14 protein-coding genes and 1 riboswitch are annotated in these 14,819 nt (G+C 45.5%); all 14 genes read right to left on the reverse strand.

Translation table 11 applies throughout. From position 1 onward, the window contains the following. Nucleotides 1-2: 2 nt before the first annotated feature. The 14 genes from thiS to NLBNIHML_RS04840 all read right to left on the reverse strand — a co-directional run bounded on the left by thiS (nt 3) and on the right by NLBNIHML_RS04840 (nt 14,735). Nucleotides 3-206, reverse strand: coding sequence for a sulfur carrier protein ThiS (gene thiS / locus NLBNIHML_RS04775; RefSeq protein WP_339255841.1), 204 nt, complete (start codon nt 204-206; stop codon nt 3-5). After that, nucleotides 203-1,438, reverse strand: a complete 1,236-nt coding sequence (gene thiO, locus NLBNIHML_RS04780; RefSeq protein ID WP_494353891.1) for a glycine oxidase ThiO — start codon at nt 1,436-1,438, stop codon at nt 203-205. Before thiO ends, thiS begins: the two co-directional genes overlap by 4 nt. Before the next feature lie 14 nt (nt 1,439-1,452). Next, nucleotides 1,453-2,148, reverse strand: coding sequence for a thiamine phosphate synthase (locus NLBNIHML_RS04785; RefSeq protein WP_494353892.1), 696 nt, complete (start codon nt 2,146-2,148; stop codon nt 1,453-1,455). 193 nt (nt 2,149-2,341) lie between these two features. Then, nucleotides 2,342-2,451, reverse strand: a riboswitch (TPP riboswitch). 75 nt (nt 2,452-2,526) lie between these two features. Continuing rightward, a complete protein-coding gene (locus tag NLBNIHML_RS04790; RefSeq protein ID WP_062834886.1) occupies nt 2,527-4,077 on the reverse strand; it encodes an ABC-F family ATP-binding cassette domain-containing protein in 1,551 nt (516 codons plus the stop codon). Nucleotides 4,078-4,214: 137 nt separating this feature from the next. After that, nucleotides 4,215-5,198 carry a hypothetical protein gene (locus tag NLBNIHML_RS04795; RefSeq protein ID WP_494353893.1) on the reverse strand — a complete coding sequence of 328 codons (984 nt, stop codon included), beginning with the start codon at nt 5,196-5,198 and terminating at the stop codon, nt 4,215-4,217. Beyond that, the gene (locus NLBNIHML_RS04800; protein WP_494353894.1) at nt 5,185-5,736 is read right to left on the reverse strand and encodes a hypothetical protein; all 552 of its coding nucleotides are present in this window, start codon (nt 5,734-5,736) and stop codon (nt 5,185-5,187) included. The genes NLBNIHML_RS04795 and NLBNIHML_RS04800 overlap by 14 nt, the downstream gene beginning before the upstream one ends. Then, the gene (locus tag NLBNIHML_RS04805) at nt 5,733-6,131 is read right to left on the reverse strand and encodes a hypothetical protein (protein ID WP_339234501.1); all 399 of its coding nucleotides are present in this window, start codon (nt 6,129-6,131) and stop codon (nt 5,733-5,735) included. Before NLBNIHML_RS04805 ends, NLBNIHML_RS04800 begins: the two co-directional genes overlap by 4 nt. 16 nt (nt 6,132-6,147) lie before the next feature. After that, on the reverse strand, nt 6,148-6,633 hold the full coding sequence (locus NLBNIHML_RS04810) for an ABC transporter permease (RefSeq protein WP_494353895.1): 486 nt from the start codon (nt 6,631-6,633) through the stop codon (nt 6,148-6,150). A 62-nt stretch (nt 6,634-6,695) separates the two neighbouring features. Next, entirely contained in the window at nt 6,696-8,762 is a 2,067-nt protein-coding gene (locus NLBNIHML_RS04815) for a hypothetical protein (RefSeq protein WP_494353896.1), read from the reverse strand. Next, complete coding sequence (locus tag NLBNIHML_RS04820; RefSeq protein WP_494353897.1) at nt 8,752-10,578, reverse strand: pilus assembly protein CpaF; 1,827 nt, start codon at nt 10,576-10,578, stop codon at nt 8,752-8,754. The genes NLBNIHML_RS04815 and NLBNIHML_RS04820 overlap by 11 nt, the downstream gene beginning before the upstream one ends. A gap of 7 nt (nt 10,579-10,585) precedes the next feature. Then, on the reverse strand, nt 10,586-11,416 hold the full coding sequence (locus tag NLBNIHML_RS04825; RefSeq protein ID WP_494353898.1) for a CpaE/TadZ family protein: 831 nt from the start codon (nt 11,414-11,416) through the stop codon (nt 10,586-10,588). Further along, nucleotides 11,413-12,126: a hypothetical protein gene (locus NLBNIHML_RS04830; protein WP_339234509.1), complete on the reverse strand. Its 714-nt coding sequence runs from the start codon at nt 12,124-12,126 to the stop codon at nt 11,413-11,415. The genes NLBNIHML_RS04825 and NLBNIHML_RS04830 overlap by 4 nt, the downstream gene beginning before the upstream one ends. Nucleotides 12,127-12,210: 84 nt before the next feature. Beyond that, complete coding sequence (locus NLBNIHML_RS04835; RefSeq protein ID WP_494353899.1) at nt 12,211-13,230, reverse strand: SAF domain-containing protein; 1,020 nt, start codon at nt 13,228-13,230, stop codon at nt 12,211-12,213. Between the two features lie 26 nt (nt 13,231-13,256). After that, the gene (locus tag NLBNIHML_RS04840; protein WP_494353900.1) at nt 13,257-14,735 is read right to left on the reverse strand and encodes a serine/threonine protein kinase; all 1,479 of its coding nucleotides are present in this window, start codon (nt 14,733-14,735) and stop codon (nt 13,257-13,259) included. Nucleotides 14,736-14,819: the final 84 nt, after the last annotated feature.

A 14,819-nucleotide genomic window follows, 5' to 3' on the forward strand; every position in this document is an offset into this window, starting at 1 on the left:
CATCAACCGCCTCCTACAAAATGTACAATCTCGATTCGATCGCCTTCTCTTAATGCCGTTGACTCGTGATACTCACGCGTTAAGATATGCCTGTTCAGCTCGACAACTACAGTCTTGACTTGCAGGTCAAACGATTGGAGCAGTTTATCCACACGATTTAATCTGTCTTCAATCTCCATCCGTTGTCCATTAACAATGATATTCACTGCACCACTCCCTTTCTGTTCAAACGCTCTGGATTCAGCACTTCAATTCCGAGTTCTTCTGAGCTTTTGCCAGTGATTAACTCCGCGATAAGCCTGCCTGTTATCGCACTTAGCAAAATACCATTACGGTAATGCCCAAAGGCAGCGAACAGTCCAGGTATACTCTTGCATGCACCTATATAAGGCAGCCCATCTGGCGTTGCCGGTCTTACACCTGCCCACGCTCGCTTAAATTGCGCTTCTTTCATCCCGGGTACCCAGTGGGTAGCCGCTGTTAGCAGCTTCTGAACACCCTGTACAGAAACATTCAAATCCGTTCTGCCCGGCAGACTGGTTGCCCCGAGCCAAACTTCGCCATTGGCTTTGGGAACAATATAGACATCCTCTGCATAAACCGTTCTGTCAGGTCTGTACCCTGCATGTTCATCTGAGAACTGAACGGCAGCTATTTCTCCTTTTACCGACCACACAGGTAAGCTCAGATTCACATGTCTCATCAATGCTTCACTCTGTAATCCAGCCGCTATAACGACATGTTTGCACGTTATCTCACCGATCGATGTGGTGATCCCCTGCACGCCGTGTTCGTTTGCTTGTACACGTATACCCTGTATGTCCTCTATAAACCGAGCTCCCATGGCTTGAGCAGATTCCGCATATGCCCTAGTTAGATGGACAGGAAGGATTTCACTCTCGTATGGTCTGTAGTAGGCTCCGTATGTATCTCTGTTAAGCCACGATGCCTCCTGTTGCACAACCGAACGATCCCACCACACCTCATCAGCAGACAAACCGGATTTTCGATTGTTCTTATAGCGGTTTAATTCACTGTATGATCGAAAAGGGGTCAAGAATCCATGGCGTTGCAGGCCGATATCTACCCCACTGAGGGTACCCATTATCCCTTGTTGCTCAATAAGTAACTGTCTACTCTGCCTGGCAAGCTTAGCCATCAAAGGATGAGCAAAATCCTCACTATCTGGCGCAAGCATTCCAGCCGCTGCGCAAGAAGTGCCTCCCGCAATCGCGGAACGCTCCAGCAACAAAACATCCTGTCCACGGGAAGCAAGCTCATACGCAATGGCACAACCAACGACACCTCCGCCTACAATAATCGTTTCTGCATGAATCTTATCCGGATTATCAGTTACACTTTTGCTTCTTGATTCCGTTTCAGAGTTCAGTTGATGACTGAAATGATTCCTGTTCTGACCCGTTACGATCTCATTCATCCTCTCATCTCCTTTCACCGGCTTAGACTTCCTGTAGCAACGATAGCCTGCCTTAGTGATGCAGCTGCCCGATCCGGGGAATCGCTCGACCATACATTTGAGATCACGGCGACTCCCTGTGCCCCTGTAGTGCGAATCGCTTGGATATTTCCCGGCTCTATGCCTCCGATCGCGATGACAGGAATGGAGACACCTCTGCATACTTCATCAAGAGCATATAATCCTCTTGGTTCTAGATCTGGCTTGCTATTGGTCGCGAAGACATGCCCAAAGAAAAGGTAATCAGCTCCCTGTTCTTCAGCGATTTTTGCCTCATCGATGGAATGAACAGATACACCCAGACGAAGTCGCTGCATTTTGCTTATGACAGCAGGGTTGTATTTACGTATCGCATCTTGCCCCCAATGAACACCGCCATAGAGATCATTCTGTGAAGGCAGTTCTGAACCATTGATAACGATGCGACAAGATGGAATATTAACATTACGCAGACTTTCAGCCCAGCCGATCTTGTCTTGCCATGTAAGTTGTTTCTCTCGTATGTGAATATAGTCCACCCATGGCCAAACGTCCTTGGCTGCTTTTACAAAAGATGCTCGATTTCCTGCACCCGTAGATACAACATGCAATTCAAATGATTCGTCAACATGCTCATGAAAAATTGCGGTACCCTCCCTCTCCTTCCATGCGTGAATGCTATGAAAACACAAAAAAAGCCACTCCCGTAGGGGAGTGGCTGCGTATGAATTATAGGATCAGATCACTGACTGATGCATACAGTTTATTTCGTGCAGTACAGCTATAGATCTATAGCCATAACGTTATACACGCAACTGCATGTTTCAATTCGCTAAGCAGACGGTTGAAATCTTTTCGAGTTGCCGTTTGCTCACGTCATTCACTGAAACGCGCTCGCCACTTCCCTACGCTGGTATGATCCAGATCAGGTGCAAAGGGTCCGGAATCGCATTCTTCCATCTCAGCCGCATCGTGCGGCCCCCCTAGTGTTCATATGAAGTTGTAGCCTATGTTACCATAGACGGATTTTTTTGTCACCGTCATTTCTGTTAAACATGGTCTCAAATCATCTAGTTTTTCTCAGACCATTCTTCGACATTCCATGTTTTGGTGACCCAACCCTCGTAAAAATCAGGTTCATGAGATACCAGTAGCACCGTTCCCTTAAATTCTTGCAAGGCACGTTGCAACTCCGCTTTGGCTGTGACATCCAGATGGTTTGTCGGCTCATCAAATAAAATCCAGTTGCTTTCGCGCATCAGGAGTTTGCATAAACGAACCTTGGCTTGTTCTCCACCACTCAGCATGTTGAGCGGACGAGTAATGTGCTCATTCTTTAATCCGCAGCGAGCGAGATGACCCCGGACCTCATTCTGAGTCAAATGTGAAAACTCATTCCAGACATCCTCGATCGGCGTGATATTTCCAGCACGAACCTCCTGCTCAAAATAGGCCGTTTCGAGATAATCTCCCAAAAAGGTCTTTCCACTCAGTGGAGATATTTTCCCGAGGATGGTTTTCAGCAGTGTCGATTTACCCACACCATTACAGCCTACAATGGCAATTTTCTCACCACGTTCAATCGTCATCGTCATTTTGGGCAGCAAAGGATAGGTATATCCAATTTCAAAATCAATGCCCTCAAAGACCGTTTTGCTACTCGCGCGGGCATCCTTGAATTTAAACGTTGGTTTAGCCGCTTCATCTGGGCGATCAATACGTTCAATCTTGTCCAGCTGTTTCTCGCGGCTCTTCGCACGACCTGAAGTTGAAGCCCGCGCCTTATTACGCTGAATGAAATCTTCCTGTTTCTTGATGTACTCTTGCTGTTTCTCGTATGCATCAATATGCTGGGCTTTATTCATATCAGCCATCTCCAGGAACTTGTTATAGTTCGCTGCATATCTCGTTAATTTGGCAAATTCCAAATGATAAATGACATTTACGACTTCATTCATGAATTCCGTGTCATGGGAAATTAAGAGGAATGCATGCGGGTAGTCCTTTAGGTAACGCGACAGCCATTCAATGTGCTCTACATCCAGATAGTTGGTTGGCTCATCCAGTAACAGAGCTGTAGGTTTTTCGAGCAGAAGCTTGGCAAGCAGCACCTTGGTGCGCTGTCCACCACTTAGAGCTGCGACATCTCGATCAAGACCAATTGCAGACAAACCAAGACCATTGGCCATCTCTTCAACTTTTACGTCAATCAGATAAAAGTCGCCCTGTTCCAGTTGTTCCTGAATATCGCCCATCTCTTCCAGCAACTGCTCCAGCTTATCTGGATCTGCATCTGCCATCTGGTCCGTAATATTCATCATTTCTTTTTCCAATTCAAGCAACGGAAGGAAAGCATCCTTAAGCACATCACGAATCGTTTTGCCTGGCGTAAGCTTTGTGTGCTGATCCAGATATCCATAACGGACCTTAGGTGTCCATTCCACTTTTCCACTGTCTTTAAGCAATTTACCGGTAAGGATGTTCATTAATGTGGATTTACCAACACCATTGGCACCAACAAGTCCTACACGCTCTCCGGCGAGTAAACGAAACGATACATTTTTAAATAACGTGCGATCTCCAAAATTGTGACTCACGTTCTCTACTGACAATAAACTCATAAGATGAGGTTGCTCCTATCTATTAGACATTACTTTTATTATGGTTCCGAACCCCTATTCTAGCACAGGTCTCGTCTTTTCTGAAAGTAATGTAAACAGTTCAGGAACTCCTTCCAAGATTTTGTCATGTACGCAAGCTAACGATTAGAGCAGTTATATTCGAAATAGCCTTGTGCAGCTGCTTGTCTTCCGTCTGTGAACACCTCTTCGGCACGGTAACCATTACCACATGTGGAGGGATAGTAGTACTTGATACCCGTTAAAGGATCTACTCCACCTACGATGGCCGTTTTCTTCACAAGTCTGCCTCCACCAATCGCATAATTGTTGATCTTCTGGTCACCAACACCTATACCTTGGATAAAGGCCATAATTCCTGTATCGTTGATGGAGTTGTACCAATCTTCCTGTGCTATCAGGGGCATCGTAAATGTATAGGATACACCGTTCTTTCTGGCAAACTCATTATGGCGATTAATCACATCAGCAAGATCATCCTGCACAGAAGTCACAATCCGGCTTCGTCGAACTTGTTCAAATACGCTGCTATCTTGAAGTAAAGGAATCTGTGTGGTTGAAACCAGTTCTTTTTGAAAGCCCTCCACCCATCTCCCTGCGCTTGCGTCGTAGGCATAGACATAGTCGTCCAATGTAAAGTTAATACTGTTACCGTATGAATCTGAATATGTATAAGGTTTCTTGGGACTCCATACTTGCCTGAAAGAATCTTCCCGGTTACCTGTCAACTCTGTTTCTGTGGACATCATATAATAGCCATCGTAATCCAGAATAACCACGGCAGGAATGTAATTAAACATGTTTCGAATAGCTGCGGGATCATCCTGAATCCCCATATTCAAAGCCATCGTCTGAGTAAACGTCAACAAGGCAAGCTCCTTATCCGCTTTAACAAACTTGGTTGAATCATAACCTGCTTCATCACTTTGTTTCTCATTTTGATGCATAACTGCACCTGCATCCATCACTGCGGTTTGAAGTGCAGATCTGTATCGATGTCCAAGAAAGTTAGCCTCTTCGGCATCTTGGGTATGGAGTGAGATGATCCAGAAGAGCGGGAAGAAGATCAGCACGAATACTATGGATAGCTCAGTAATCTTCATTGAGGACCATACCTCCGTAGGTTACAAATACCGCTGAGGCCTGAGCCGTACCACTAAGCCATTCACGAATGAGCATGGAAGGTGTACGGTTTGTATTTTGGAGCGTCACGGTAAAAAAATCTCCTGTTGTCAACGTGTATCTTCGACCAGGATCATCAGCCGGAATCACACTTGAGGTAGGGAATAGTCTCTCTCGAATCTGAGCTGCATAATATCCATCCTGTACAACCTCGTACGTCCCAGTAAAACTATTAATGTTCAACGGGTCCGTATAATGAGGTACATATTTCTTATGTAAATGTTCCATCGACACCTCATACACATTGCCCGTCTGGGCCAGTTGCTCCTCAAACTCAGCCAACATTCGAGGTGAAATATACCCTTTCGTGCGGACTGCATCGACAAAACGTGTTACATTCTGTATAGCCGTCATACGTGCTATATCATCCTGCCGATCGGCTGTTTCAGCAGCTGGATACACATAGAGCAGAAGAACTGCGAGCAATACGGCAAGCAACTTGGATGCAGCATTAATCAATTCACACTGGCCTCCTTCCAAAAAACAATCTTGAGCAGTTCTCCAGTTTCATTTCGTATCAACTCTGGTCTGTAGGTAGCATCGAGCTGGACAGGAATAGTCGCTGTTTTGCTGACTAGTGTATCGATTACATATGAAGTCCCGTCTACCTCCACAGGCACGCCTGTGCCTGTCATCTGTCTTACGGTATGTAACACTTCCGCACCACTATACTGAGATGGTTTGGTGGTATGCAATGTTGTTGTCAGACGACCTTCCATGCCGACTGCTGTCCGTACTCTATCGTTCAATGAAGCTGATAAAATCTTAACATTCTGTTGCCCGTACAGGCAGGCTGTCACAAACAGGACAACCGCCGTACAAAACAACATAAGATGCTGGGTATTCTGGGACATGTTAAACCAACTCCTGTCAGGATTGCTGGAAGATTAGCCCTCTTACCACGTTGGAGCGGTCTTTTATAATAATGGCTTTGAATTTACCACTTGGATTGACATATTGATTGTCCTTTTCACTCATGGTCTGGTTAATAATCCCCACTTTATCGTCAGGAGCAATAACCGAGCCGTAGTCCGCGTTATTGAGATCCTGTGAAATGTTCAATTGGTTGCCATACCATTGACCCGCTTTATTTTTACCTGTAATGACTTGAATACCGAACTGATCCTTGTCCGCGTATTTACGCAGCGCATTAGTTACCTGTGATCCACTGATCGTTGTTCCGTCATACACCGTGAATGCAGCCTGAGACAGCTCGGTCTGAATATCAGCAAAATTGTTCTGCGCCGTCTTGGTTGCTTCCTGAGCCGAAATAAATAACAGAACTACAATTGTGATCAGAGCGATTGTCAAAAATATCCCTGCTGCTACCTTTAAAGCGCTTGATGCATTGTTCATGATAAATCCTCCCAAGTTATAAATTATTAATATATTTCAGACTGTCACACAGAAGAATTGTGCTACAGTTTCTGAATTTGTTCATAATAGATGTTCATCTGCAGGAAGCTCATACCGACCAATGGTATGACCAGGTACAAAAAGATTAGGGCATACATGGGAGCAAATCCGATGGTTCTCCCCCAGGATGCTTTAACATCAATCATTTTGCTGTACTCCTGCTTGCGTTGTTCAAAATAGAATGCCATCATGCTCTCAAGATCATCAAAAGCTTCACGTATTGAGATTTTGCCAAGGGCAAGCTGCAATTTATCAATCAGTCGCTGGAATTCGGGCAAGCCCGCCTCTTCCTTTAATTGATCAAGTGCAAGCTCTGGCCCATGTTCAAAATGCAACAAACACTTTTGCAGCGGACGCTTGAAAATGACGGCAAATCGATTAAGCCATTCCAATATCTCCTCGACTGACATCCGATCCATCTCACGCAGAATGGATATCACTGTCTGAAATTGATAGATTTCATGCCGCATATCCAACTTTCGCATTTTCCGCTGAAATAACATGAGCCATATGGGCATGTAATACCCTGCTACACCGATGAGAATTGCTATAATCATTTCCCACCAGCGTACATATTGCTTGTTATACACCTCAAGTTTCTGCATGATGCGCATGATGGTCTCACTCTGGGTATCATGGTCCAACTGAACGGGAGATAACTGCTGTAACGCGTTGGAGACTTCTTCGTATGTAGCTCCTCGGTTCATCTCTACACTTTCCAGCACGGATTGATCCAATGCTGTTTTTTCCTTGGCTTTCCTGAGATCCGCTTCAGCCATTGCACCAAACATTCGATCGTCCCGGATTGGATCATGCAAGATGTGGTTACGTTCAACCTGGTGCAACAGCAAGATGCAACCCAGTGTAAGGACCAAACAACCTGCGAATAACATCACTCGGCGAATGGCGAGCCATTCGTATTTCAACTCCGAGCTACTCTCCCTCATAAGCCGTATCGTTTGGTTGTACTGTACACTGCCAGGTTTCGCCGCAAACAACATCGCCAATTTCCGGATGAAGGTCTGCCTGTATAGAAACTGATCCAACCATGAATGCTTATGTCCTGAGCGGTAACGAGTTTCATCGTATTGCTGGAGCCTCTGCAGAAGCAAATAAGCAAGAATGATGATGACATAAATTGATATTTTGGTAACAAAACCAATCTTGCTGCGATAAAATTCATCCATCGTTGGAAAACTGACTCTGGCCCAGCGTTCAATTGGAGCGGTGAATAATACAGGGGCAAGCGCGATGATATTAAGTCCTTTAAGCAGGTAATCCAATTTGTCACGCCGCAAAATCTCCAGATGAATCTCCTGTGTCAGGTTCCCCAGTCCCTTAAGATAGATAGACCCTTGTTCTCGGTCCTTATCCCCGAACTCCATGACCATATAGGAAACGCCGGCGAAGCCTTTGAGAAAACGGTTGGGTGCCACTTCATAGTAACGCTCAAGTGCTTCATTCGGATCTGGAGAAGTTAGAGCTTCATAGATCAGTCTTACCTGTTCTGCTGCTTCTCCTGTACCGGCTTCAGCCGCTTCATAAAGTGCTTCCTCAACCATGCCATGCTGGTGATACCGATGTCTTACATCTGCAAAGATATCCAGCATTTGAACCAGCAACCGTTTCTCCATACGACTGAGGCACATATCCAGCACCAAGCTGTTTAGCACCACAGCACAGAGCACGGACAATATTACAAAAGCGATACCCGGCTGCAGAAGGAACAGAATGACACTTATGCCTCCATAGCCTCCCAGAATAATCAGAACCACTGTCATCGTCAGTCTTCGAAGTGAAGGCTCATCCCCTACATGTCGAAATGAAATACGTTTCTGCACTTGTAGAATATAGGTGGATAGCAGTGGAACTTTCATTCCCAGGCGGTAGGACTGCAACAAGAATGATCCCAGTCCCTTGAACCCCTTCGTTCCGGGAGTTAGAATAACGCCGGATGGACTTGTTGGACCCCTTTCTCTGCGACGTAATACATTTAAAACCAGAAGTGTGATCAGCAACCCTCCTGCACAAATACCTAATACGAGGAGCAGAATCCATTTAATTGTCATGCGGATCACCCCAGTGTTGCCTCATAAAATGTCCAAATTTCTCGGCATCCTGCAATGTCATCTGTTCTCGCATATCCAACATGCATTCCGAGGAGATTGGAGCTGTTGCTACATACTCTCCATCTCTGTACTCCACTACATTACGAAATGTAAAACCTGCCCTCTCTTCCACGCTGTCACCTTGATTCGCGCGAGGAAGACATTCCGTAATACGTTCGATATATCTTCGTCCCTCAGCATCTTTCTTCATATGAACATCGAAATTGATGACACTCACAACCTGCTCCTCAGCAATATGCTCATGTTGAAACATGCCTGTCTTGAGTAAGGAATTACGAAGAGAGAAGACCAGATCACGAAACGTTTTGGCATGGTGGGTAAACAGGGTGAACAGACTGGCAACCTGAGACATTTGAATCATCCATGCGGCCACTTCATCACTCGCAACCTCACCAAGAATATTGACGGTACCATCCGTTTTTTTCTGCAAATCTAGCCCTTGTTGACCTGAAATGTGCTCAGTTTCTCGGAAACTCAAAATATTACGTCGGCTATAGATCCGTCTTAATTGAAGTTCGAACGCCATCTCCTGCACCCGAAGGGTGTACGATGCATAGATGTGCTTGACCATAGCCATAAGTAATGTCGTTTTACCAGAACCCTGTGCTCCGGTTACCGCTGTGATCCGGCTTCCTTTCATCAAATATTGAAGCAATGTAATTGGCAGATCTGCGTTGTTACCCGTAATCAATTGCTCAAGTGAAGCATTTGGGATATCGAACTTCCGGACGAAGAACGCCCACGATTCTGCAAAAGGAGGTCTGACAACAACCACACGGGAACCGTCTTTCATCTCGTTCACTTTGTATCCACTTGCTTCTGACAACTGTCCCGGATAATTGTATTTGTATATATTCTGGCATACCCTTTTCAGTTCACGGATGCTGCCGAAGGACAGAAAAGGTAGATGAATGGATTTCCCTTTATAGAAAATCCAGACACTCTCCATGCCGCTAAGCGGTTCTTCATGAGTATCATCCTCCAGTCCTTGCTCCAACAGATCATTCCATGATGCCGGTTTCTGAAATCCAATATTATGAGCAGTATCCAACATACCGCTGACACCACCACTAACGCCGTCAATACGTTGGTCCCTTATCTCATCAACAACCGAAAATCCTTTGTAATGCTGATAGATACGCTGCACGATGATATCTGTCTTTTCTCTGAACCCAAGCTCTCGATATTCGCACTCAAAAACATAGTGAATGTCTTCCTCGGAAATATAATAACTCCCTCCGTCCTCCGTTCCTTCCTCCATTCTCAGCCTTCCCAGATCGTAGGTATCAATCATTCGGGAGAGTGCATCCACACCGAATTGCTGTCGGTACAGATAAAACACAATTTCGAATCGGTCCTGGATCGTCAATAAATCCGGTTCTGCAAACAAAATGACTTCATCTACATTTGATTTGTTCAGTCCTATGCTTCGGATCAGAAGATCCCCTATCAGATTTTTGACATACGTTTTGTCACTGATACTGCCTGAGACACAGCCCTTCAGCGCTTTTCTCATCTCTGCACGTTGATTGATTCTTCGACGATATTCTTCTTCATGCAGACCTGCATCCGCGAGCTGACTATGACTAAGCTCATGAAGTGAGTTCTTCACCTTCTCAATCAACATGTCAATCGTGAAGGATTGCTGTTCAGGAACACGAGCATTCTTTTCACGAAGAAACGCACTATACTTGAACCAGACATAAGTCAGACACAGAATCAAAATTAAACTTATCCATATGGTATTCCAGAGCATTGGAGGTTCAGGCTCCCCTTTCCAGCCTCTTCAGAACTGTGCGCATACCTGCACCGTCCATAATCAGGCGAGCGAGTTCGCTCATGCTTGCAGCAAAGCTCCCTTTACGAATATCCTTATCCTCAGACAAACTTTCCAACTGCAAGTACCTGGCGACATCTCGTCGATTCATTGCATCCAGGTAACCAGTTGTGTACGGTATCGCAGATATCGTACCTTTGTATCTAAACTGGCGCCGAATATTGGAAAGCGTTGCACGGGAGTGAGAATCGTATTTGTTAATGACAACATGCATATTCTTATTGTTCATTCGTGTTGGCAGAATCTCTTCAAAGAACAACTCCAGATTTCGCATATTTTGATCGAGATTAATGACAACATAGTCCGCTTGTTGCAGCTTGAGCTGCAAATCGACACCAGCATGATCCGCATCCAGAAGAACCAGATCATAATACTCGTTAGCTACTTTCAGCAGCTTTTTCACAGTCTCACCCTGTTCCTGCGGGGAACGTTCCATCTCAACAATTCTCCCGGTCAGGAAATCAAGTCTTTCTTTCAAAAGTGGCTTGGTATAATCCCTGAGATTGTGCTTATTCAGACTTCCGCTCGAATGCAGCCGTTCAATCGCATCCCAGCCCCCCTCTTCGAAGGAGAACATAAAATCCGCTGAATCCGAATCTTTGGATGGTAGAGCAGCTTCTGTGCCAGTTCCAGCAAGGCCTGCGTTAACAAGTAACACTCTTGTCCTGTAGTGAAGTGCCATCGCATAGGCACTAATTAATGTGCTTGAAGTGCAGCCTGTTCCTGCAAAAGGGCTCCAAAAGGTAATCGTGCTCATGCTCTCATCCTCTCTGCTTCTTTCATCGCACGGCGACTACGAACACTTTCCCAACCTGTTAGCTGCTCGACCACGCGGCACAACGATTTTTTGTAATTTCGTGATAAAGGTCCAAGATGAACTCGGCGATGATGCTCATTCTCAAGCTTAACCGCCGCTGTTAACTCATCCCACGGAAGCACTAAGGATTCTCCTGTCCACACAAATGGACTGCCCTCCAGATATGCCCACAGATAACGAGCTTCAAGTTTGCAATCAACCCCGTTAATTAAGAGCCGCTGAAATGACAGCTCACCAGGCAATGACTGTTCTTCAAGCAACCGCTTCAACCAACCCTTGCCACGTTCCAGATTATAACGCTCATAATCACTTACCCAGACTCTTACATCAGCGCTTAGCCAGAGATTACGTGAAGCAAAATGTGAGGTCTCCATGTCATATAACACATAGTCATAACTGTCCAATCGTTCTCCATTTACTTCTAGATGATTCTCTACAGCTGCTGAAGTGACAAAATGACAAGCGATATCAAATCCTTCAAATTCCGTAATTCGCAAAGACTGCTGACTGTCACCTACACCGTACCCATACTTTTGTAGTAAGGTTCCATCTACGAGTAAGACCTTGTTACCTGTCGAAGCCAATATCTTGCAAAGATATAACATCAAATCATTCTTCTCACACAAACCCGCAAAGATCCATGATCGCATAGATCTTATCACTCCCTCTCATTTCTCAAAAACCTTGTTATCTGAATTTTATTCAACTGAACACGTGAACATTGCTATCGGCCTCTACTCTCCGCCTGTTAACAAACTCTGCTGTTCTGTCTGTAAAACTTCAACGGGATCATTAACACTTCCAGTATTAGTTTCTGCTCCGTTACCTGAACCATCATTCCACATCACTGCATCCGATGTTGCCGAATTATTCGCTGATGGACGACTGTTATAGGTAACTGAGGATTGTGCCACATCCTGTTCAACGCCTTTTGATGGGGCTGTCACGGAGGCAGCCAGTGAACTTTCAAGCGAACTTCGCACCTGTCTGGATAACTCCTGTTCCGCTCGTCGAACAATATTCGGATCACTCTCCAGCAGTTTTAATACTTCTGAATTGGCAGGATACGTCGCGATTGCAGGTGTCTGAAACTGTGGTTCTACATAGGTTAAGGCATAGATTGAAGCTTTATGTAAATAGGCATCTACAATTGCACTGGAGAGTGACAGAATCTCTTCCTCCGTCATCGTAATCCATAAGGTAGCTGAATTGAGTCGTTCCACTTTTTTCTTCGATAAGAGAACATAATCCTGCCCTGTCGGGAACTGAATACGAACATCAATAATATCTCCCTTAACGAGTGAGGATGGCAATAATACAACTTGCAGCTCTCGATTTCTTAAATCAGGCGGAGCCGGTGTATCCTCATACACCATCTCGGTAGTAATGGCTGTTCCTTTTTTCAACTCTATTTTGGCCACTTGGCCTTCCATTTGCTTGGTACTGGACCAGAGATTTCGTGGTGCTTGTGCATCTGGAACAGCAATGAGCTTCAGATCCTCCGCTAATATCGGTTCACCTGCTTCAATATCCCGAACCGTGACCCATCCTTGTGCTCCCGAATCCCATTGTTGCTTTAATTCAGCTTCCTTTTCCTCATATGCCGATAAATAACGGGCTTCTACAGCTGACCTGACATCAGCCATCGTTTTGACATTATAAATAACATATCCTCCGAACACCAACCCTACAGCGCCTGCTCCGATAAGCCCGGCATAGATCAGTTTACGGCTTTGTTTTCTTAATTTAGACAAAAGAGGCTCTCCTTTCGTAATCTCGTCTAATCATGAACTTTCCTTCTTGAAAAGAACGAACGTTTCTTGGGTTGCTGTCCCATCATATGCGTTAAAATATGAGAAAACACTTTATCCATCTGTGCGTCCTTGTCAAAAGGGTCAATATGTAACGGCAGACCATATACACTCGATGTATCCAGCGTTTTACGAATGCGCTGAACAGCTTCAGTTGCTGCGAGGGGCAGACAATATATCCATTTCTCTCGTGGATACCGATGATGTGATCGAACAAAGGCGCCAATTTCCGCCTGTCTCCATTCGGCACCTGAGCCAATAACAATCGGCAGATCTGCACGCAGAAATTCCTCCAGCCGGTTCTGGTCCTGACCACTACCGAGGTCCATCACGATGAACTGATAGCTCCCCCCAAGCAAAGACAAAATATCTGCTCGCCCGGATTGTTTCCAATAATGCACACCATCCACTGCAAATTGTCTACCTGCCGGCACCGGTTTACCGGCTTGAGCGATTTGTTGGATTCTTGCAAAGGATTGAGAGCGAGGTGACATTTCAATCACAGCGACTTTAAAGTTTTGCCTTTCGAGATAATGACTGATAGCTATAGCGGTGTGGGTAACCCCTACACCAGATGAAGCACCAGTTAAAGCAATAACTCTTGTTCCGCCATTCAGGGTCATGGTCGCATCTCCACCAGGCGTTATTCCACCAGGTATGCGGAGCAGTTCCTTCCTCACCTCATCCGCAGATTGGAATCGCTCCTCGGCATTATACCTTAACAGTCTTCTCGCCACAGGGATGTACGTCCGTGGAACATCACTCCGAATAGAGCTTTCTACACCTTGAATCCATTCTGTATATGCACCACCAGTCATAAGATATAGCAACAATGCTCCAAGTCCATATAGATCCGAACGGGCATCGGTCTGACCCGAGCCATATTGTTCTGGAGCGGCGAAACCAGCTGTTCCCAACTTGATGGTATCTTCGGCACTTTGCGGCTTGTAACTTCTGGCGATGCCAAAATCGATTAATCTTACTTCATGTTCCGGGGTGATCATGATATTGGATGGTTTCAGATCCCTATAGATGACAGGTGGATTCAGACTATGCAGATAACTCAACACATCCAGCAATTGAAGCACTAGCTCCGTTAACTGCTCCATCGGAATTTTCCCGCGGCACTGCTTGAAATACTCACTGAGCGTTAACCCTTCGATGTATTCCATCACCAAGTACGTGTACCCATCTTCATCCGGGACAAAAAAATCAACAATTTGCGGTAATCTTGGATGGCGGAGTGATGTCAGGAGAGCGGCCTCTGTCTCCATGCTGCCTTCATACGGCATAGCCGTTACGCTTTCTTTAATTGCCCATATCTTGCCCGGCAGCTTCAGATCCTCCGCCTCGTATACATGGCTCATTCCGCCTGTTCCCAGAATGGATACGATACGATATCTACCTCCCAGCAGGCTTCCGCGTTCCAGCCTGGCCGGATGTCTCATACCAATTCCTCCTTCAATACACAACAAAAAAGGGAAAACTTCACCGAAGAAGAACAGACCGGATATCCGGTTTCGTTCGCTTCG

It is taken from the genome of Paenibacillus sp. JNU01 (genome assembly GCF_059130585.1).

Excerpts from the sequence above, each read along its gene's own strand:
- thiO (WP_494353891.1), bottom strand. The coding sequence starts at position 1,438 with ATGAATGAGATCGTAACGGGTCAGAACAGGAATCATTTCAGTCATCAA.
- NLBNIHML_RS04790 (WP_062834886.1), bottom strand. The coding sequence starts at position 4,077 with ATGAGTTTATTGTCAGTAGAGAACGTGAGTCACAATTTTGGAGATCGC.
- NLBNIHML_RS04795 (WP_494353893.1), bottom strand. The coding sequence starts at position 5,198 with ATGAAGATTACTGAGCTATCCATAGTATTCGTGCTGATCTTCTTCCCG.
- NLBNIHML_RS04805 (WP_339234501.1), bottom strand. The coding sequence starts at position 6,131 with ATGTCCCAGAATACCCAGCATCTTATGTTGTTTTGTACGGCGGTTGTC.
- NLBNIHML_RS04810 (WP_494353895.1), bottom strand. The coding sequence starts at position 6,633 with ATGAACAATGCATCAAGCGCTTTAAAGGTAGCAGCAGGGATATTTTTG.
- NLBNIHML_RS04815 (WP_494353896.1), bottom strand. The coding sequence starts at position 8,762 with ATGACAATTAAATGGATTCTGCTCCTCGTATTAGGTATTTGTGCAGGA.
- NLBNIHML_RS04820 (WP_494353897.1), bottom strand. The coding sequence starts at position 10,578 with ATGCTCTGGAATACCATATGGATAAGTTTAATTTTGATTCTGTGTCTG.
- NLBNIHML_RS04825 (WP_494353898.1), bottom strand. The coding sequence starts at position 11,416 with ATGAGCACGATTACCTTTTGGAGCCCTTTTGCAGGAACAGGCTGCACT.
- NLBNIHML_RS04830 (WP_339234509.1), bottom strand. The coding sequence starts at position 12,126 with ATGCGATCATGGATCTTTGCGGGTTTGTGTGAGAAGAATGATTTGATG.
- NLBNIHML_RS04840 (WP_494353900.1), bottom strand. The coding sequence starts at position 14,735 with ATGAGACATCCGGCCAGGCTGGAACGCGGAAGCCTGCTGGGAGGTAGA.